Source organism: Cupriavidus sp. BIC8F (genome assembly GCF_032465815.1).
Classification (GTDB): Bacteria; Pseudomonadota; Gammaproteobacteria; order Burkholderiales; family Burkholderiaceae; genus Cupriavidus; species Cupriavidus necator.
Genome location: NZ_CP136094.1, coordinates 2,584,510 through 2,604,165, shown reverse-complemented (window position 1 = coordinate 2,604,165; position 19,656 = coordinate 2,584,510). Strand labels below are relative to the sequence as shown.

Genomic DNA, 19,656 nt, shown 5'->3' with positions numbered 1-19,656 from the left:
GGCAGCGCCGGCCCGGTTCCTTCCCCGCTCACTTCATCAGCCTGCGCAGTTCGCTCGCGTCGAAGGGATCGTTCGGCGTGTTCTCCAGGTGTTCGCCAAGCCGGTCGAGCGCGGCCAGCACCGCCTCGATGCGGTCGTGCTGGCGCCCCGCATTGTCGATCAGGCTCTTGAGCGCCAGCGACACCGGATCGTCCGCATTGGGCGTGATGCCGTAGGCCGAGAACTCCTGCTTGGCACCCTGCTGCGCCGATGGCGCATCCGGCAGGATGATGCGGGCCGGGATGCCCACGGCGGTCGCGCCCGGCGGCACCGGCTTGAGCACCACCGCGTTGGAGCCCACGCGCGCGCCGTCACCCACCACGAATCCGCCCAGCACCTTGGCGCCCGCGCTCACCACCACGTTGGCACCCAGCGTGGGGTGCCGCTTCTGGCCCTTGTACAGCGAGGTGCCGCCCAGCGTCACGCCCTGGTAGATGGTGCAGTCATCGCCGATCTCGGCGGTCTCGCCGATCACCACGCCCATGCCGTGGTCGATGAATACGCGCCGGCCCAGCTTGACCGCCGGATGGATTTCGATGCCGGTGAAAAACCGCGCCCAGTGCGAGATCCAGCGCCCCAGCCAGTGGAAGCCCGCGTTCCAGCATCCATGCGCAAAGCGGTGGAACACCACGGCATGCAGGCCGGGGTAGCAGGTCAGCACTTCCAGGCGGCTGCGCGCGGCGGGATCGCGCAGCATGATCGTGTCGATATCTTCCTTCAGGCGAGAGAACATCTTGGTCGTGTCGTGTTGCCGCGCCGTGCGCCGCGCCACGCGGGCAGTGCCCGGGGCAGGGTCGCCGGCGCGGTCAGTGGCCGGTGGGGATGGGATCAGGGAGTGTAAGTGATTTGCCGGACCCGCTTGGGGTACCGGTGTTTGGCCCCTGATCCGTCAGGGACATTGCGGCGATGCTGCGATCAACATCGCCCGGGCCTGCGCAAACCCGCAGCCGCAAGGCGACAGCGCGCGCGCTTGCCGCGCGTGCCTGCATCGCCCTGCATCGAATCGCTCCGGTTTGCTGCCACTGTCCTTGCTCCTGTCACCGGTCCTGGTCCGGGCCCGGCTGGTTCTGCGCGGCGATCAGCATATGCTTGGCGATGCCGCGAAGGATATTCACTTCCTCGCGCTCCAGGCCGCTGCGTGCCAGCAGCCGGCGCAGCCGGGTCATCAGCCTGCGCGGGTTGGACGGATCGAGAAAGCCGATTGCCTCCAGGCCCGTCTGCAGATGTCCAAACATGGCCTCGACCTGCTCGGCCGTGGCCGGCTCACCAGCATAGCCGATATTGGCGCCGGCGTCCGGGGCCGCCTCCAGCAGCGCCAGCCGCAACTCGTAGGCGATGAGCTGCACCGCCTGCGCCAGGTTCAGCGAGGTATAGGCGGGATTGGCGGGGATATGGGTGACGGCGTTGCAGCGCTCGACCACTTCATTGGGCAGGCCATAGCGCTCGTTGCCGAATACGAAGGCAACGCCGCCGCTGCCGGACAGCGTCTGGCGCGCGCGTTCCGCTGCCGCGCGCGGCAGCAGCCGCGGCGGGCCGAACTCGCGGTGGCGCGCGGTCATCGCCACGGTCAGCGCGGCGCCGGCCAGCGCCGCGTCGACCTGGTCGACGATGAGCGCGCCTGCCAGCACATCGTCGGCACCGCTGGCCATGGCGATGGCGTCGGGGTGCCGCAGCACATCCGGCTCACGTGGCGAGACCAGCACCAGGCTGCCGAAGCCCATGGTCTTGATCGCGCGTGCCACCGAGCCCACGTTGCCCGGGTGGCTGGTTTCGACCAGCACGAAGCGCACGCGGCCGAAAGCGTCACCGCCGGTGTCACCGCCGTTGCCATCGGCAGCGGGCTGGCTCGTATCAATTGCCGGGTTCATATACAATTCGGGGTTCTTCTTTGGCGCGGCGCCAGGTTTTTGCTTGCTCGCGAGACTCTCGCGGCACATTTGCAGCAGAACCGGCGACGCCCGACGTTCTTCTACAATCCGTTGTGTTGTCAGCTGCCCATGAGCGGGCGTGCGGCGCTTTTGCGCCCCGCCGCGTCGTCGTGGCCGGCCTGGAGAGATTCATGCATCCGATGCTCAATATCGCCATCAAGGCGGCCCGCAAGGCGGGATCCATCATCAACCGCGCGTCGCTCGACGTCGATCTGGTGCGCGTCTCGCGCAAGCAACACAACGATTTTGTCACCGAGGTGGACCGCGCCGCCGAAGCCGCGGTCATCGAGATCCTGCGCACGGCCTACCCGGAACACGGCATTCTAGCGGAAGAATCCGGCCAGTCCTGGGCCGAGGGCGAAGACGCCCACGAGTACACCTGGGTCATCGACCCGCTGGACGGCACCACCAACTTCATCCACGGCTTCCCGCAATACGCGGTCTCGATCGCCCAGCTGCACCGCGGCACGCCCGTGCAGGCCGTGGTCTACGACCCGACCCGCGACGAACTCTTCACCGCCAGCAAGGGCGCCGGCGCCTTCCTGAACAACCGCCGCATCCGCGTCACGCGCCGCGACAAGCTGGCCGACTGCCTGATCGGCACCGGCTTCCCGTTCCGCGACCTGGAAGGCATGGACGAATACCTGGAGATGTTCGCGCTGATGACCCGCAGCTGCGCCGGCCTGCGCCGCCCGGGCGCCGCCGCGCTGGACCTGGCCTATGTGGCCTGCGGCCGCCTGGACGGCTTCTTCGAGCGCGGCCTGCAGCCGTGGGACATGGCTGCAGGCATGCTGCTGATCACCGAATCGGGCGGCCTGGTCGGCAACTACGCCGGCGAGCCGCGCCAGATGGAACAGGGCGAAGTGCTGGCCGGCAACCCCAAGGCGTTCGCCCAGATGGTGCGCCTGCTGTCGCCGTTCTCGCTGGACAACGCCAAGCCCGCCGCCTGATACCGGCACCTGGTCTAACCGCCAGATCAGCCATACCCCGACGCCCGCCGCACCCCGGCGGGCGTTTTGCATGGTGCGCCCCGCCCGCCACCGCGCCTTGCACTGCAGATCCTTCTCATTCCCCAGACGGCCATGATCCTCGTCAAGGTCGCCCCACCCCGCCCTCCTCAAAATGAAACCATGCGCCACGCCCCGTGCGCGCGGATCCAGCAGGAGAGCCAGCATGTTTCCCGAATACCGCGACCAGATCACCGCCCTGAAGACGCAGGATGCCCGCTTCGCGCGCCTGTTCCACCGCCACAACGCGCTGGACCAGGAAATCCACAACATGGAATCGGGGCTGGTGCCGGCCTCCACCTTCGAGATCGAGCGGCTGAAGAAAGAAAAGCTCCTGCTCAAGGACCAGCTCTACGAGATCCTGCGCAAGACCGCAGCCTGACGGAGGACCGCAGATGACCGATCGCGACACCATCCCGTCCGCCCACGCCGCCACCCCGCCACGCGCCCGTGCCACGGCCAGGGGCGACGTACTGCCCACCAACTCGGCGCTTTCAGCCCAGCGCAATGAAGTCGACAGCGCCGTCGATGCCGCGGTGCAGCTGGCGGCCAGCAGCATGCAGGACATCCTGGCCAGCCGCGCCGGCCACGGCGCCGACATGCTCGACGCCATGCGCACGCTGCTTGACGGCCTGGCGCCCGACGAGGCCGCGCAGTTGCGCAGCTTGATCCTCGAAGGCGATCCCGCCACCTGGCAGGCCGGCCGCAAGCGCCATCCGGACGACGAGCTGTCCGCGGGCTGGCGCGAAGGCGCGTACCCGTACCAGAACCTGATGTCGCGGCGCAATTACGAGAAGCAGAAGTACCGCCTGCAGGTGGAGCTGCTCAAGTTCCAGGCCTGGGTGCGCGAGACCGGCCAGCGCGTGGTGATCGTGTTCGAAGGCCGCGACGCCGCCGGCAAGGGCGGCACCATCAAACGCTTCATGGAACACATGAACCCGCGCGGCGCGCGCGTGGTCGCGCTGGAAAAACCCACCGAGGCCGAGCGCGGGCAATGGTACTTCCAGCGCTATGTGCAGCACCTGCCGTCGGCCGGCGAGATCGTGCTATTCGACCGCTCCTGGTACAACCGCGCCGGCGTGGAACACGTGATGGGCTTCTGCTCGCAGCGCGAATACCAGGACTTCCTGCAGCAGGCGCCGGACTTCGAGCGGCATCTGGTGCGCAGCGGCATCCACCTGTTCAAGTTCTGGTTCTCGGTCAGCCAGAAGGAACAGCGCCGGCGCTTCCGCGAGCGCGAGATCCACCCGCTCAAGCAATGGAAGCTGAGCCCGGTCGACGTTGCCTCGCTGGACAAATGGGACGACTACACCGAGGCCAAGGAGGCAATGTTCGCCCACACCGACACCGCCGATGCGCCGTGGACGGTCATCCGCTCGGACTGCAAGAAGCGCGCGCGGCTCAACGCGCTGCGCTCCATCCTGTCGCGCTTCCCCTACGGCAACCGGGACACCACTGCCATCGGGCAGCCCGATCCGCTGATCGTGGGACGCGCGCTGGCCAACTGAACTCGCCCCCTACTCCCGCATTACTTCCGTTTCCCCTTTACCGAGGCCCCTATGTTCAAGCACATCCTGCTGCCTGTCGACGGTTCCGAGCTGTCCCACAAGGCCGTGTCCGCCGCCATCCAGTTTGCCCGCACCGCCGCGGCGCGCCTGACGCCCTACATGTGCGTGGAGACCTACCCCTACATGGTGGGCAGCGACAGCACCCATGAGAGGCGCGAGGTGTTCCAGCAACGCGTGGAAGCACTGGCGCGCCAGGAACTGGTCAAGATCGAGGCTGCGGCGGCAATGGCCGGCGTCCCCTGCGCGGGCCACATCTCGGCCGCCAGCGCCCCGTATCACGGCATCATCAACGCCGCCCGGGACCTGGGTTGCGACGTCATCTTCATGGCCTCGCACGGCCGCAAGGGCATCAGCGGGCTGCTGCTGGGCAGCGAGACGCAGAAGGTGCTGACCCACAGCGACGTGCCGGTGCTGGTGTTCCGCTGACGGCACGCCGCTGACCCCGCCGCCGGGCCAGATCCGGCCCACGCGGCGCGGCAACCGCTGCCCCGTGCTGTACCATATCGCCCATATTCGAAAACGCCCCTTCGCGCCACGGCCCCAGGCCGCCGGATGACCGCCCGGACGCCCCGCGCGGCCGCCATCCGGCTTGCGCAAGGCGGCGATCCGAGCGGAGCGGGCAGCATCAGGCAGGCCCACCGCCAGACAGGCTAAATGGCAATGGGATTGCAGAAGAAAACCGACCCGGAACAGGCGCAGGCAGATTCGTCCGCGAGCCGCCACACGCCGATGATGCAGCAGTATCTCCGCATCAAGGCAGACCACCCCGACACCCTGCTGTTCTACCGCATGGGTGACTTCTACGAACTCTTCCACGACGATGCCGAAAAGGCCGCGCGCCTGCTCGACATCACGCTGACCGCGCGCGGCGCCTCCAACGGGGTGCCGATCCGCATGGCCGGCATCCCCTTCCATTCGGCGGACCAGTACCTGGCGCGCCTGGTGAAGCTGGGAGAATCCGTGGCGATCTGCGAGCAGATCGGCGACCCGGCCACCAGCAAGGGGCCGGTGGAGCGCAAGGTGGTGCGCATCGTCACCCCGGGCACGCTGACCGATGCGGCGCTGCTGCCGGACAAGGCCGATACCTTCCTGATGGCGGTGCACCAGCAGACCACGCGCCGCGGCGTCAGCAAGACCGGGCTGGCGTGGCTGAACCTGGCCAGCGGCGAGCTGCGCCTGATGGAATGCGAGGCGGCGCAACTGGGCCGCGAGCTGGAGCGCATCCGCCCGGCCGAGCTGCTGTATGCCGATGGCATCGAGCTGCCCGCGCTGGCGTGCGCGCGTACCCGCCTGCCCGAATGGCACTTCGACCAGGACGCCGGCACGCGCCGGCTGCGCGAGCAGCTGGGCGTGGCTAGCCTGGACCCGTTCGGCTGTGCCGGGCTGGGTGCCGCGCTGGGCGCGGCCGGCGCGCTGCTGAACTACGCCGCCACCACGCAGGGCCAGTCGCTGCGCCATGTGCAGGGCGTGAAGGTGGAGCGCGAATCGGAGTACGTCGGCCTGGATTCCGCCACGCGGCGCAACCTGGAGCTGACCGAGACCCTGCGCGGCGGCGAGTCGCCGACGCTGTTCTCGCTGCTGGACACCTGCTGCACGGCCATGGGCAGCCGCGCGCTGCGCCACTGGCTGCACCACCCGCTGCGCGACCCGGCGCTGCCGCAGGCACGCCAGCAGGCCATCGGCGTGCTGATCGACCAGGGCACCGATGCCTTGCGCGCGGCGCTGCGCCGGCTGGCCGACGTCGAGCGCATCACCTCGCGGCTGGCGCTGCTCAATGCGCGGCCGCGCGACCTGTCCTCGCTGCGCGACACCTTGCGCGCGCTGCCGGACGTCCAGGCCTGCATCCGTGACGACCAGGGCAGCACCCTGCTGGCGCAGACCCTGCACGACCTGGCCGTGCCGCAAGACTGCCTGGACCTGCTGGTGCGCGCCGTGGCCGACGAGCCGGCCACCGTGGTGCGCGACGGCGGCGTGATCGCGCGCGGCTACGATGCCGGCCTGGATGAACTGCGCGACATCTCCGAGAACTGCGGCCAGTTCCTGATCGACCTGGAAACGCGCGAACGCGCCCGCACCGGCATTGCCAACCTGCGCGTCGAGTTCAACCGAGTGCATGGCTTCTATATCGAGGTCACCAACGGCCAGGCCGACAAGGTGCCCGACGACTACCGCCGCCGCCAGACGCTGAAGAATGCCGAGCGCTACATCACGCCTGAGCTGAAGGCCTTCGAAGACAAGGCGCTGTCGGCGCAGGACCGCGCGCTCGCGCGCGAGAAGCAGCTCTATGACGGCCTGCTGCAGGCGCTGCTGCCGCATATCGGCGAGCTGCAGCGGGTGGCGGGCGCACTGGCGCGCCTGGACGTGCTGACGGCACTGGCCGAGCGCGCGCAGACACTGGACTGGTCCGCGCCGGAGCGCGTTGCCGAGAACGTGGTCGACATCGTGCAGGGGCGTCATCCAGTGGTCGAAGACCAGCTCGCGGCGGAGTCGGTGGCGTTCATCGCCAACGACTGCCAGCTCAACGAAGCGCGCAAGCTCTTGCTGATCACCGGCCCGAACATGGGCGGCAAGTCGACCTTCATGCGCCAGACCGCACTGATCGTGCTGCTGGCCTGTGTCGGCGCCTACGTGCCGGCACGGCGCGCGGTGATCGGGCCGATCGACCGCATCTTTACCCGCATCGGCGCCGCCGATGACCTCGCGGGCGGCCGCTCCACCTTCATGGTGGAGATGACCGAGGCCGCCGGCATTCTGCACCACGCGACCCCGGCTTCGCTGGTGCTGATGGACGAGATCGGACGCGGCACGTCGACCTTCGACGGGCTGGCGCTGGCCTGGGCGATCGCGCGCCACCTGCTGTCGCACAATCGCAGCCATACCCTCTTCGCCACGCATTACTTCGAGCTGACACAACTGCCGCAAGAGTTCCCGCAGGCGGCCAACGTGCACCTGTCGGCGGTCGAGCATGGCGACGGCATTGTCTTCCTGCACGCGGTGCAGGACGGCCCCGCCAGCCAGAGCTATGGCCTGCAGGTGGCGCAGCTGGCCGGCGTGCCGCAGCCGGTGATCCGCGCCGCGCGCAAGCACCTGGCCTGGCTGGAGCAGCAATCGGCCGACGCCACGCCCACGCCGCAGCTGGACCTGTTCGCGGCACCGCCAACGCCCGAGGACGACGAGGACGACTTCGGCGCCGCCCCGGCGACCGTGTCCGCGCCGCTCGCGCCCGCGCTCGCACCCGAACAGGCCGCGCTGGTCGATGCGCTGGCCGGCCTGGACCCCGACACCCTGACGCCGCGCGCCGCGCTGGAGGCGCTGTACCGGCTCAAGGCACTGGCAGGCGAGGCGCTCGACGCCGCATGAACGGTGCGCGCCGTGCCCTGCTTGCCATGCTGCTGCCGCTGCTTTGCACGGCCGGCATGGCATCGGCCGCGCCCGCCGGCCGCGGCGCCAAGGCACCGGCCCGGCCACAGCTGACGCGCATCGCGCTGATCGCCGACCTGCCCCAGTGGCCGGCCGCCGAGGCCAACGCGGCAGCACTGCTCGACTATTTCGGCGAGCGCAAGCTGGACCTGGTCATTCATGCCGGCGGCATCAAGGGCGATACGGAATCGTGCAGCGATGCGGTGCTGGGCAACCGCCAGCAACTGCTGAACCAGTCGCCGCTGCCGCTGGTCTACGTGCCCGGCGAGACCGACTGGTCCGAATGCCGGCTGCCGGTCAACGGCGGCTTTGACGCGGTCGAGCGCCTGAACCGGCTGCGTGAGCTGTTCTTCCCCGAGGACGCCACGCTCGGCCGGCATCCGCGGCCGCTGTTGCGGCAGTCGGACCAGGCGCTGTTCCGCAGTTTCCGCGAGAACATGCGCATGGAGGTGGGCGATATCCTGCTCGTCGGCATGAACCTGCCGGGCGACAACAACCACTACCGCAACGAAGGCGGGCGCAACGGCGAGTTCGAGGACCGGCGCGAGGCCAACCGCCAGTGGCTGGCGCGCGCGTTCTCGGTGGCGCGGCAACGCGACATGAACGGCATCGTGGTGGTGGTCCACGCCGACCCGCATTTTGCCAACGGCTGGGAGAAGAAAGGCCGCCCGACGCTGCTGGACGGCTTCATGCGCCACCGCACCCGCGATGGCTACCTGGAATTCAAGCGCCAGCTGCGCAATCTGGCCGGTCGTTTCCGCGGCCAGGTGCTGCTGGTGCATGCGGGCGGAAACGGGGCCAACGGGGCCGACAACGGCTTCGGCATCGACAAGCCGCTACGCGACGCGGCCGACAAGGTCATGCAGAACTTCACGCGCGTGTCGCTGCCCGCCAACACGGTCTCGCAATGGGCCGAGCTGGTGATCACGCCAGGCGCGGCGTCACCGTTCGCGGTCATGCTCAAGGACGCACCGGCGTTGCACTGAGCCGGCTTGCGGTCCGGCCGAAAACGAAAAAGCCGGCTGCGGCCGGCTTTTTCTCAGGGTGCGGAATACGATCTGTGCAGCGCGATCAGTGCAGCGTGCGCGGCGTGTCGTCGTCCTCGTCCTCATCCACGACTTCAACGCCCGAGGCGCCATGGGCGTGGCCGTGCTCGATTTCCTCGGCGGTGGCCTCGCGGACTTCGGAGACCTTCAGCCAGAAGCGCAGCGCCATGCCGGCCAGCGGATGGTTGCCATCCAGCACGACCTTGTCCTCGGCCACGTCGGTCACGGTGTAGATGACGGAGTCCTCTTCGTCGCCATCTTCGGGCATGCCTTCGAACTGCATGCCGACTTCCAGCGGCTCGGGGAAGCGGTTGCGCGGCTCGACCTTCACCATATCGGCGTCGTAGTCGCCGAACGCGTCTTCCGGCTCCAGCTGCAGCTGGGTCTCGAAGCCCGCGTCGTGACCGTCGAGCGCTTCCTCGATCTTGGGGAACGTGCCATCATACCCGCCGTGCAAATAAACCATGGCTTCATCTGACTCCTCGATCAGATTGCCTTGCGCGTCCGATAGCTTGTACATCACGGACACCACAGTATTCTTAGCGATTTTCAATTCTTGACTCCATGAACGATTCCGCATTATACGCGCAGGCCCTGCCCCCTGGCCCCGTCGATCCAGACACTCCGCTCGACCTGCTTGGTGGCATGACGCCTGCTGCATTCATGCGGGATGTCTGGCATCGCAAGCCCCTGCTGATTCGACAGGCAGTACCCGGAATCGTGCCGCCTGTGTCGCGCGAAGCGCTTTTCGACCTGGCCGACAGCGACGACGTCGAATCGCGCCTGGTGACGCACTTCCGCAACCGCTGGAAACTCGCGCATGGCCCATTTGCGCGCGAAAACCTGCCCGGCGTCAAGACCCGCCAGTGGACCCTGCTGGTGCAAGGGGTAAATCTGCACGACGCCGCGGCGGCGGAGCTGATGGGCCGCTTCCGTTTCGTGCCCGATGCGCGCCTGGACGACCTGATGATCAGCTACGCCACCGACGGCGGCGGCGTGGGCCCGCACTTCGACTCCTACGACGTGTTCCTGCTGCAAGTCTCGGGCCGGCGCCGCTGGCGCATTTCGTCGCAGACCAGCCTTGAGCTGATCCCGGACATGCCGCTGAAGATCCTCGCCGACTTCAACGCGGAACAGGAATGGGTGCTCGAACCCGGCGACATGCTCTACCTGCCGCCGCAATATGCGCACGATGGCATTGCCGAGGGCGAATGCATGACCTGCTCGATCGGCTTCCGCGCGCCGGCCTACCGCGAACTGGCCGGGCATTTCCTGGCCTGGCTGTCTGAAACGGTGGAAGACAACGAAGACCTCGGCGGCCGTTATGCCGATGCCGGCGAGCGCGCCGCCACGCGGCCCGCGCAGTTGCCCGCCGGCATGGCCAAGGCAGTCGCCGAGCGGCTCAAGGCGCTGCAATGGAATAGCCAGATGGTGTCTGAATTCCTCGGCAGCCATCTGTCAGAACCCAAGCCTGGCGTTGAATTCGCAGAGATACCGGACATGCCGTTGCGTCGTTATGCGACACTGGCGGCCCGCCATGGTGTCGTCCTGCCATCGGCATCGATTGCGCTTTACGACCGCGCGAATTTCTTCCTCAATGGAGAAGCCTACGAGCCGCCGGCCGAACTGATGCAGTGGCTGAAAAAGTTGGCCGATTATCGGCAACTTAGTGGCGAAGATGTTGCGACTTGCGCGGATCTTCCCGATCTGATGGAAACTTTCCATCACTGGACGCTGGAAGGATGGCTGCAATTGGGCCCGCGGCTGTAATAATGCGTAACATTGCGAATCAGTAAATTTCGGCGCTACACAAGCCGGGAAAACGCGGATATAATCGTCGGCTGGCTAGTACTGTGGACCATTGCATTTATCGGGACCCGGGAGGGCCTCTATTTGCAGTTCAAGAGCGATAATTACCGGTAATTATTCATCGCCTGTTTTCCGTTATTACAAGTTAAAGGACGAACAATGAAGAAGTCTCTCCTGATCGCATCGCTGCTGGCCGCTGTTGCTCTCGCCGCTTGCGGCAAGAAGGAAGAAGCTGCCGCTCCGGCCGCTGAAACGGCTGCTCCGGCTGCTGCCGCTCCGGCTGCTGAAGCTTCGGCTCCCGCTGCTGCAGCCCCGGCTGCTGCCGCTGCTGACGCTTCGGCTCCGGCTGCTGAAGCCCCGGCTGCTGCCGCTGCTGACGCTTCGGCTCCGGCTGCCAAGCAGTAATCGGTTCCTGACCGATGAAAAAACCGGCCTTCGGGCCGGTTTTTTTTATCTGGGCGCCGCTACTGCACTGCGTGCCGCATCCAGGTATCCCTCAGGCGCGCACCGCCTGCCAGTCCAGGCCCTCGTCCTGGTCTGCCACCAGCACCTCGGACGGCAGCGCCCCCAATGCCACCGCCAGCGCCCCGGTCGCCAGCTCACGCGTATTGTTCTGCTTGCTGAGGTGGGCCGCGACCACGCGGTTCAGGCCGGCATGGGCAACTTGCGCCAGGATACTGGCCGCCACTTCATTGGCCAGGTGGCCGAAGTCCCCGCCGATGCGCCGCTTCAGCGAAGCCGGATAGACCGAATTGCGCAGCATCTCGCGGTCATGGTTGCATTCCAGCACCAGTGCATCCACACCTGCCAGGCGCGCCGTCACGTAGGGCGTCTCCATGCCCGCATCGGTCAGCACGCCCAGCCTCGCCTGCCCGTCCGACAAGACAAACTGCAGCGGCTCGCGCGCATCGTGCGGCACGGTGTACGGCAGCACCTGCAGTCCGCCGATGGCAAAGGCATGGTCGGCGCAGCAGACGCGCACGTCGGCCGCATCGGCGCCGCGCAGGTGCGAGGTCGCCAGCCAGGTACCGTGGCTGGTGTAGACCGCCAGGCGATGGCGGGCGGCAAAGGCATAAGCCGAGCCGACGTGGTCGCCATGCTCGTGCGTGACCAGCACGGCGTCGAGCTGGTCCGGCGCGACGCCCAGGCGCTCCAGGCGCCGGGCGGTCTCGCGGATGCCGAAGCCGCAGTCCAGCAGCACGCGCGTGGTGGTGGTGTCTTCGCGGGATTCGATCAGCAGCGAGTTGCCCTCGCTGCCGCTGCCGAGGAAGGCGAAGCGCATCATGGCAGCGCCCTCCCCGCCAGGCACCGGCCAGGAAGGCCGGCCGGCAAGCCAGCAGTCATGCGCCGGCTCAGTGCAGTTGCTCGTCGATCAGCGACAGGATGCGCTTGCCGATTTCGCCGTTCTCAGGCTGGCCGGCATCGTTGAGCACCGTCACCAGCGTGCCGCTGCCCGTGCCCTTGAGCGCCACGCGATACTTCTTGGCGGTCTTGGCATCGTCCGGCTTGGTGAACAGCTTGGAGAAGAAGCCACGGCTGTCGGCAACGGTGCGCGGGTCGACATAGCGCACGTAGTACAGGCCCTGGCCGCGGTCGCGGTCTTCCACGGTGAAGTTCACGCGGTCCAGCGACAGGCCGACCGAGCGCCAGGCGCGGTCGAACGGCTCGGGCAGCTGCAGCGCCGGGGCGCCGTTGACCTGGGACAGGTACGACTTGCCCGGCGCGGCGCCATCGGCACCAGCGGCGGCTGCGGCGCCGGCAGCGGCGGCGGCTGCGGTATTGCCCGCCGCCGCCGGGTTCTTGGCCATGCGGTCGGCCTGTTCCTTCTGCACGCCCAGGCGCTGGGCCAGACGCGACAGGAATTCGGCTTCCAGCTCAGGATCGGCCGGACGCGGGGTCCAGACCGTGCTCGACTTGTCGATGCCGGTCAGCTGCTCCTGCGCGCCGCGGTGGCTGATGAAGACCTCCAGCGTGCCGTTCTGCGAACGCTCGACGCGGGTGCGGAACTTGTCGCGCTCCGAGGTCGAGTACAAGCCGTCGAAGACCTTGCCGATGGTATTGCGGATGATGTCCTGCGGGATCTTCGCGCGGTTCTCGGCCCAGTCCGTTTCCATGATGCCGGTCTCGGGCGAGTCCTGCACCAGCAGGAAACCGCTTTCCTGCCAGAAGCCGCGCAGTTGCTGCCACAGTTGGTCGCCGCGCATGCCGTTGCTGATCACCAGCCAGCGCTGGTTGCCGTCGCGCTCCATGCGGATGCCCTGGGCGGAGGGCAGCACGTTCTCGCTCGGGGACTGCTCGCGCACCTTGGTGGCCTGGCTGTACGTCGACAGCGTCGAGGTACCGTTCGCATCGGGCACCGAATAGCGGCGATCGCCCTCCAGCTTGGTCAGGTCGGGCGGGATATCCAGCGTAGGCGTGCGCTTCGAGGCCGACGACTTGTAGTCGATCTTGTCCGGCTGCATCGCTTCGTTGATGCTGCTGCAGCCGGTGATCACGCCAGCGGCGAGCACGGGCACGACCAGGGCGGCGCGGCGGACTTGCGTCGCGCCGCGGCGGTTAAGCTTCAGTTTCATTGACACGCAATCCTAGTAGGTGAGGCGACAGCAGGACGCCGCGAAAGATCAGGCCAGCAGGCCGGCGGCGGCCAGTGCCTTGCGTACATAGTCGTGGTTGGCCTCGGACAGAGGGGTCAGCGGCAGGCGGATACCGCCTTCCATCCTGCCCATCTGCTGGAGCGCCCACTTGACCGGGATCGGGTTGGCCTCGATGAACATGGCCTTGTTCAGCCCGATCAGCTCCATGTGCAGGCGGCGCGCGGTGACGACGTCGCCCTTGAGCGCCGCGACGCACATCTCATGCATCTTGCGCGGTGCCACGTTGGCGGTGACCGAGATATTACCGTGGCCGCCCAGCAGGATCAGCGCAACCGCGGTGGGGTCGTCGCCGCTGTAGATGGCAAAGCCTTCCGGCGCATCCTTGATCAGCTGCGCGGCGCGGTCGATATTGCCCGTCGCTTCCTTGACGCCGACAATGCCCGGCACCTGCGCCAGGCGCAGGATGGTCTCGTTGTTCATGTCCGCGACCGTACGGCCCGGCACGTTGTACAGCAGCACCGGCAGCTCCACCGCTTCGGCGATGGTGCGGAAATGGCGGTACATGCCTTCCTGGGTCGGCTTGTTGTAGTACGGCACGACCTGCAGCGACGCATCGGCGCCCACCTTCTTGGCGAAGGCGGTCAGCTCGATGGCCTCCTTGGTGGAGTTGCCGCCGGTGCCCGCGATGATCGGGATGCGCTTGCCGGCCTGTTCCACGGCAACGCGGATCAGTTCGCAGTGCTCCTCGACGGAAACCGTCGGGGACTCGCCGGTGGTGCCCACGATCACGATGCCATCGGTGCCTTCGGCCACGTGCCAGTCGACCAATGCGCGCAGGGCCGGGAAGTCCAGGCTGCCGTCTTCATGCATCGGGGTAACGATGGCGACGATGCTGCCGGTAATCTGTGTCATAACGTTAAGGAATTCGGGATGCGAATAACGGGATTGTACCGGAACCGCTGGCCGCTTCGACCGCCGCCCGGACAGGGGTTGATACCAACTGTTTCAACGTGTGCAGCAGCATTCTCGCCGACAGCGCCATGCTTGGCTTAGGCGTCGAGCCGGTAGCGTGCCGGCGCGGGCGCATCGGCGCCTGCAGCCGCCTCGCGCACCGCACATATCCGCTGCACGAAGGCTGTTTTCGGCACTTCGACCAGGCCATCCTCATAGGCGACCACGCGCAGGCCATACTGGCGCGCCACTTCGAGCAATTCGCCCGGCCGCAGCAGGAAATCCGGCCGCGACGGCTTGCCGACGGTTTCATTGCCTGCAGCAAAGGTTTCATGGATCCACACGCCGCCGGGAGCCAGCGCCGCCGCCAGGTGCGGCCACAGCGGCCGGTGCAGGTAATTGGTGACGACGATGGCGTCGAACGGCGCCTCGCCGGCCAGCGGCCAGGCGCCCTGCTCCAGGTCGGCCACCCGGCCGCTCACGCCGCCCGGCAGGCCGGCGACGGCCTCGGCGTCGCGATCGACGGCCAGCACCGCATGGCCGCGCGCCGCCAGCCAGGCGGCATGGCGGCCGCTGCCGCAGGCCAGGTCCAGCACCCGCGCGCCGGGGTGCAGCAGGTGTGCCCAGCGGGCAACCCAGGGGGACGGGGCTGAGAGTCCGGCGTGTGCAAGCGTCATGGCGTTCCCCGGCACGTCAATGCAGCAGCATCACGATCGGGCGCAGCAGCAGCTCGATCAGCGCCATCAGCACATTGACCACCGGCGTCATCCAGACCGTGGTGATCACGCCCGCGGCCACCAGCGCCAGCACCACGAAGATGCCGTACGGCTCCATGCGGGACACCGCGCGGGCAATGCCTTGCGGCAGCAGCGCGGTCAGCACGCGGCCGCCGTCCAGCGGCGGCACCGGGAACAGGTTGAAGGCCGCCACCACCAGATTGACGCGCACGCCCGCCAGCGCCATCTCGCCGAAAAACGGCTCGCGCACGCCGCCCCAGGTCAGGCCGATGGCCAGCAGCACCCAGACGAAGGCCTGCACCACATTGCTGGCCGGTCCGGCCAGCGCCACCCACATGCCGTGCCAGCGCGGGTTGCGCAGGCGCTCGAACGCCACCGGCACCGGCTTGGCATAGCCGAACACGAACTGGCCGCTGGTCATGATGTAGAGCAGCAGCGGCACCGCGATGGTGCCGATCGGATCGATATGGCGGATCGGGTTCAGGCTGACGCGCCCGAGCGCATAGGCCGTGTCGTCGCCGAAAAGCTTGGCCACGTAGCCGTGCGACGCCTCATGCAGCGTGATGGCGAACAGCACCGGCAGGGCATAGACCGCGAAGGTCTGGATAAGGGAGGAATCCATGATCCCTATTGTAACGGCCCGGAGCCGCCCGGGCGCACGCTTGTGCACCCGCGAGGCGGGGTGGCAGCGCCTGGGGAACTCAGAGCCCGAAGCGCTCGACGTCGCCGCGGCCCGCGCGGATCAGCTCGGGCTCGCCGCTGGTCAGGTCGATCACCGTGGTCGGCTGCGCCGGCGCCGGGCCGCCGCACACCACCAGGTCAAGCTGCTTCTCCAGCCGCGCGCGGATTTCCGCCGGGTCGTTGAGCGGTTCTTCGTCGCCCGGCATCTGCAGCGTGGCCGAGATCAGCGGCTCGCCGGTCTCGCCCAGCAGCGCCAGCGGAATCGCGTGTTCAGGCACGCGCACGCCGATGGTCTTGCGCGCCGGGTGCGACAGCCGCCGCGGCACCTCCTTGGTCGCCTCCAGGATGAATACGTACGGGCCCGGCGTGGCGCCCTTGAGCCAGCGGTACTGCCGGTTGTCGACGCGGGCAAAGTTGCCGAGCTCGGACAGGTCGCGGCACATCAGCGTCAGGTGGTGGCGGTCATCGATGCCACGCAGCCGGCGCAGGCGCTCGACAGCGCCCTTGTCGTCGAGCCGGCAGGCCAGCGCATAGCTGGAATCGGTCGGCAGCGCAATCAGGCCGCCCTTCTGCAGGATCTGGGCGGCCTGCTTGACCAGGCGCGACTGCGGATTGAGCGGATGGATCTCGAAGTACTGTGACATGGACCAGGGTGGCGGATTCAGACAGATCGGAGCGGAATCTGGGGGGTACCCCGGCCAGGCCGGGCTTGCGCCTACCAGTCGTGCCAGACCGGCGTCACCGTCGGCGGCAGCGGCGGCAGCTTGCCCAGTTCAACGCGCCCTTCGCCGGGGCCGTGGAAGTCCGAGCCGCGCGAGGCCAGCAGCCCGTAGTGGCGGGCCACCGAGGCATAGCGGCGGTACTGGTCGGGGGTGTGGCTGCCGGTCACGACCTCGACGGCGCCACCGCCCAGCGCGGTGAATTCATCGAACAGCGCGTCGTGCTGGGTATCGGTGTAATTGTAGCGGCCCGGGTGCGCCATCACGGCGATGCCGCCGGCGGCGCGGATCCAGCCGACTGCGTCGGCCAGGCTGGCCCAGCGGTGGCCGACATAGCCGGGGCGGCCTTCCGACAGGTACTCGCTGAAGACCTCGCCCACGGTGGCGCAACGGCCCTGGTCGACCAGCCAGCGCGCAAAGTGCGTGCGCGAGATCAGGTCCGGGTTGCCCACGTGCTGCAGCGCCCCCTCATAGGCGCCGGTGATGCCCACTTTTGCCAGCGCGTCAGCGATATCGCGCGCGCGGCGCGCGCGCCCCGAGCGGGTATCGGTCAGGCCGTCGATCAGTTCCGGGCAGTGCGGGTCGATCTGCAGCCCGACGATATGCACGGTCTGCCCCGCCCAGGTCACCGAGATCTCCACGCCCGGCACATAGCGCATGCCGAATTCCTCGGCCGCGGCACGCGCCTCGGCCTGCCCGCCCAATTCGTCGTGGTCGGTCAGCGCCCAGAACGCGACCCCCGCGTCGCGGGCGATTTCGGCGATGGCGCGCGGCGCCAGCGTGCCGTCGGACACGGTGGAATGGCAATGCAGGTCGGCATTGATGGCGTGGGCGTTTTGCATGGGGCCATTCTACTCCCGTCGCCCCCTGCATGCGTGACGCCGGCGCACCCTGGAAAGCCCTGCCGGCAACGCTGGCGTCGGCGGAAACGGGCGATGTGCGGGGTATAGTCGGGCCTTGCACCGTCCTTTTTGCGGGCACCTGGCGTGCCCGCCATGCCCAATGCCCACCGCCACCCCCCTCGCACCAGCCCCCGTCACCACCACCGATGTCCTGATCGTGGGCGCCGGCCCGGTCGGGCTCTTTGCCGCGTTCCAGGCCGGCGTGCTCGGCCTCAGGTGCGAGCTGATCGATGTGCTCGACCGCGCCGGCGGCCAGTGCACTGAGCTCTACCCCGAAAAACCGATCTACGACATCCCCGCCGTGCCGGGCTGCCTGGCGCAGGACCTGGTCGACCGGCTGCTGGAGCAATGCGCGCCGTTCGGCTTCCCGATGCACTTCGGCCAGCGCGCGGAAAGCGTGTCCGAAATCCCGGCACAGCCCGTGCCGGAGAAACATCCCGCGCACGAACGCCTGCTGGTGACCACCGACGGCGGCAAGCGCTTCGATGTCGCCGCGGTGCTGGTCTGCGCCGGCGCGGGTGCGTTCGCGCCGCAGCGCGTATCGCTGCCGGAAGCACCCGCGCTGGAAGACCGCCACGTGCACTACGCCGTGCGCGATGTGTCGCGCTTTGCCGGCAAGCGCGTGGTGGTGGCCGGCGGCGGCGACTCGGCGCTGGACTGGGCGCTGGCGCTGCGCAAGGTGGCCGCGCGTGTGACGCTGCTGCACCGGCGCGAGGGCTTCCGCGCAGCCGACGGCACCGTCGCGGAAATGCGCGAGGCGGTGGCGGCCGGCGAGATGGATTTCGTGGTCGGCATGCTCGGCGCCCTGCGCACCGAAGGCCAGGACGGCCCGCTGACCGAGGTCGAGGTGCGCACCCGCGACGGCGGCACGGTGCTGCCCGCCGATGAACTGGTGGCGCTGTACGGCCTGGTGTCCGAGCCGGGCCCGATCGCGCAGTGGGACATGGACATGCGCGCCGGCCGCATCCTGGTCGACACCACCACCTACGAAAGCTCGCGCCGCGGCATCTTTGCCGCGGGCGATATCGCCTACTACACCAACAAGCAGAAGCTGATCCTGTCAGGCTTCCACGAGGCCGCGCTGGCGCTGCGCCGCGCCTACCACTACGCCTTCCCGGAAAAGGCACTGGTGCACGTGCACACCAGCAACAACGCCGCGCTGAAGGAAAAGCTGACGCACGCCTGAGCGGCGGCGCCAGCGCTCACACCGCGCTGCAGAACGATTCCACCAGCTCCGCCACCGCGGCGGGCTGGTCGTGATGCAGCATGTGGCCAGCGTCATCGACCACCGCTTCACGGAAGTCACGGAAGGCGCGGAAGCGCTCCTTGAATTCGTCGATGGCCTGCTTGTGGGCGATATTGCGCAGCGTCTCCGAATCGCGCGCTTCCACATGCAGCACTGGCGCGCTGACCTGCTCCCAGATCGCCATCACCTCATCGAGCCGGTACAGCATCGGGTTGACCAGCTTGTGCGCGGGGTCTCCCAGTATCTCCCAGCGGCCCTCCGCATTGCGGCGCGACCAGTGCTCGGCCAGGAAGGCGGCGCGGTCGTCGGGCAGGCGCGGGTTGGTCTTCTGCAGCCGGGCGGCGACGCCGTCCACGCTGTCATACGTCTTCAGCGCCGAGCCGGCGCGCAGTTCGTCGAGCCAGCGCGCATAGCGCTTCGGCGCATGCACCGGCCGCGTCGCCGTCATGCCGAAGCCCTCCAGGTCCACCACGCGGCGCACGCGCTGCGGGCGGATGCCGGCATACAGGCAGATCACGTTGGCGCCCATGCTGTGGCCGACCAGGTCGACCTGGCCGTCGGGCTCGTAATGGTCGAGCAAGGCCTCGAGGTCGGCGATATAGTCCGCGAACCAGTACGACTGCGTGCCAGGGTAGCGCGTGGGCCAGTCGGTCTCGCCAAACCCGCGCCAGTCGGGCGCAATCACATGCCAGTCACCGCGCAGGTGATCGACCAGGAACTGGAACGAGGCGGCCACATCCATCCAGCCATGCAGCATGAACAGCTTGCGCGCGCCGGGCTTGCCCCAGTGGCGCACGTGGTAGCGCAGCCCGCGCAACGTGATAAATTCAGACCGCGAGGTTTCCTTGATTGTCATTGTCTCCACCCTGGCGCGTGGGTCTTCCTGCCGCCGGGCGCGGCGCCACGGGGGCTGGCGAGGGAAGCCCACACAAAATAGAACGATCGTTCGCTTGAGCGCATTATAGCGGCCACCGCCATCTCGGGGGCCGCCATTGCCGCGATCCGAACC

General features: G+C 68.0%; 20 protein-coding genes. 9 read left to right on the top strand and 11 right to left on the bottom strand.

All coding sequences use genetic code 11. The features are described 5' to 3' along the window. Positions 1-28: 28 nt before the first annotated feature. Positions 29-772 carry a serine O-acetyltransferase gene (cysE, locus tag RS901_RS12220; RefSeq protein ID WP_035825307.1) on the bottom strand — a complete coding sequence of 248 codons (744 nt, stop codon included), beginning with the start codon at positions 770-772 and terminating at the stop codon, positions 29-31. 304 nt (positions 773-1,076) lie between these two features. Continuing rightward, positions 1,077-1,976, bottom strand: a complete 900-nt coding sequence (locus RS901_RS12215) for an RNA methyltransferase (RefSeq protein WP_316149021.1) — start codon at positions 1,974-1,976, stop codon at positions 1,077-1,079. Positions 1,977-2,098: 122 nt separating this feature from the next. Here RS901_RS12215 and RS901_RS12210 point away from each other — a divergent pair, with 122 nt between their 5' ends. The 6 genes from RS901_RS12210 to RS901_RS12185 all read left to right on the top strand — a co-directional run bounded on the left by RS901_RS12210 (position 2,099) and on the right by RS901_RS12185 (position 8,948). After that, complete coding sequence (locus RS901_RS12210; RefSeq protein ID WP_316149020.1) at positions 2,099-2,917, top strand: inositol monophosphatase family protein; 819 nt, start codon at positions 2,099-2,101, stop codon at positions 2,915-2,917. A gap of 223 nt (positions 2,918-3,140) precedes the next feature. Continuing rightward, complete coding sequence (locus RS901_RS12205; RefSeq protein ID WP_316149019.1) at positions 3,141-3,356, top strand: YdcH family protein; 216 nt, start codon at positions 3,141-3,143, stop codon at positions 3,354-3,356. 13 nt (positions 3,357-3,369) lie between these two features. Further along, positions 3,370-4,482: a polyphosphate kinase 2 gene (gene ppk2 / locus RS901_RS12200; protein WP_316149018.1), complete on the top strand. Its 1,113-nt coding sequence runs from the start codon at positions 3,370-3,372 to the stop codon at positions 4,480-4,482. Positions 4,483-4,533: 51 nt separating this feature from the next. Next, a complete protein-coding gene (locus tag RS901_RS12195; protein WP_316149017.1) occupies positions 4,534-4,968 on the top strand; it encodes a universal stress protein in 435 nt (144 codons plus the stop codon). A 234-nt stretch (positions 4,969-5,202) separates the two neighbouring features. Next, entirely contained in the window at positions 5,203-7,902 is a 2,700-nt protein-coding gene (mutS, locus tag RS901_RS12190; RefSeq protein ID WP_316149016.1) for a DNA mismatch repair protein MutS, read from the top strand. After that, positions 7,899-8,948 carry a hypothetical protein gene (locus RS901_RS12185; protein ID WP_316149015.1) on the top strand — a complete coding sequence of 350 codons (1,050 nt, stop codon included), beginning with the start codon at positions 7,899-7,901 and terminating at the stop codon, positions 8,946-8,948. Before mutS ends, RS901_RS12185 begins: the two co-directional genes overlap by 4 nt. 85 nt (positions 8,949-9,033) lie before the next feature. Here the strand turns inward: RS901_RS12185 and RS901_RS12180 are convergent, their stop codons facing one another. Further along, the gene (locus RS901_RS12180) at positions 9,034-9,561 is read right to left on the bottom strand and encodes an FKBP-type peptidyl-prolyl cis-trans isomerase (protein ID WP_026201125.1); all 528 of its coding nucleotides are present in this window, start codon (positions 9,559-9,561) and stop codon (positions 9,034-9,036) included. Between the two features lie 11 nt (positions 9,562-9,572). Between RS901_RS12180 and RS901_RS12175 the strand changes: the two genes are divergently transcribed. Both RS901_RS12175 and RS901_RS12170 read left to right on the top strand, forming a co-directional pair. Then, complete coding sequence (locus tag RS901_RS12175; protein WP_316149014.1) at positions 9,573-10,778, top strand: cupin domain-containing protein; 1,206 nt, start codon at positions 9,573-9,575, stop codon at positions 10,776-10,778. Positions 10,779-10,976: 198 nt separating this feature from the next. Beyond that, positions 10,977-11,222 (top strand): hypothetical protein, encoded by a 246-nt coding sequence (locus RS901_RS12170; RefSeq protein ID WP_013956163.1) that lies wholly within the window; start codon positions 10,977-10,979, stop codon positions 11,220-11,222. 91 nt (positions 11,223-11,313) lie between these two features. On the opposite strand, the gene RS901_RS12165 is transcribed toward RS901_RS12170, so the two are convergent. The 7 genes from RS901_RS12165 to RS901_RS12135 all read right to left on the bottom strand — a co-directional run bounded on the left by RS901_RS12165 (position 11,314) and on the right by RS901_RS12135 (position 17,341). Further along, the gene (locus tag RS901_RS12165; RefSeq protein ID WP_114134582.1) at positions 11,314-12,102 is read right to left on the bottom strand and encodes an MBL fold metallo-hydrolase; all 789 of its coding nucleotides are present in this window, start codon (positions 12,100-12,102) and stop codon (positions 11,314-11,316) included. A 67-nt stretch (positions 12,103-12,169) separates the two neighbouring features. Continuing rightward, positions 12,170-13,390 (bottom strand): outer membrane protein assembly factor BamC, encoded by a 1,221-nt coding sequence (bamC, locus tag RS901_RS12160; protein ID WP_316149013.1) that lies wholly within the window; start codon positions 13,388-13,390, stop codon positions 12,170-12,172. Between the two features lie 48 nt (positions 13,391-13,438). Next, positions 13,439-14,323: a 4-hydroxy-tetrahydrodipicolinate synthase gene (gene dapA / locus RS901_RS12155; RefSeq protein WP_010808980.1), complete on the bottom strand. Its 885-nt coding sequence runs from the start codon at positions 14,321-14,323 to the stop codon at positions 13,439-13,441. Between the two features lie 137 nt (positions 14,324-14,460). After that, a complete protein-coding gene (locus RS901_RS12150; protein ID WP_316149012.1) occupies positions 14,461-15,039 on the bottom strand; it encodes a class I SAM-dependent methyltransferase in 579 nt (192 codons plus the stop codon). A 16-nt stretch (positions 15,040-15,055) separates the two neighbouring features. Next, the gene (locus tag RS901_RS12145) at positions 15,056-15,721 is read right to left on the bottom strand and encodes a site-2 protease family protein (protein ID WP_316149011.1); all 666 of its coding nucleotides are present in this window, start codon (positions 15,719-15,721) and stop codon (positions 15,056-15,058) included. Positions 15,722-15,800: 79 nt separating this feature from the next. Next, complete coding sequence (locus RS901_RS12140) at positions 15,801-16,424, bottom strand: L-threonylcarbamoyladenylate synthase (protein WP_035822863.1); 624 nt, start codon at positions 16,422-16,424, stop codon at positions 15,801-15,803. Between the two features lie 71 nt (positions 16,425-16,495). Next, entirely contained in the window at positions 16,496-17,341 is an 846-nt protein-coding gene (locus RS901_RS12135; protein ID WP_316149009.1) for a 3',5'-nucleoside bisphosphate phosphatase, read from the bottom strand. Between the two features lie 160 nt (positions 17,342-17,501). Here RS901_RS12135 and RS901_RS12130 point away from each other — a divergent pair, with 160 nt between their 5' ends. After that, positions 17,502-18,587, top strand: a complete 1,086-nt coding sequence (locus tag RS901_RS12130; RefSeq protein WP_316149007.1) for an NAD(P)/FAD-dependent oxidoreductase — start codon at positions 17,502-17,504, stop codon at positions 18,585-18,587. A 16-nt stretch (positions 18,588-18,603) separates the two neighbouring features. Here the strand turns inward: RS901_RS12130 and RS901_RS12125 are convergent, their stop codons facing one another. Then, positions 18,604-19,503 (bottom strand): alpha/beta hydrolase, encoded by a 900-nt coding sequence (locus RS901_RS12125; RefSeq protein ID WP_316149006.1) that lies wholly within the window; start codon positions 19,501-19,503, stop codon positions 18,604-18,606. Positions 19,504-19,656: the final 153 nt, after the last annotated feature.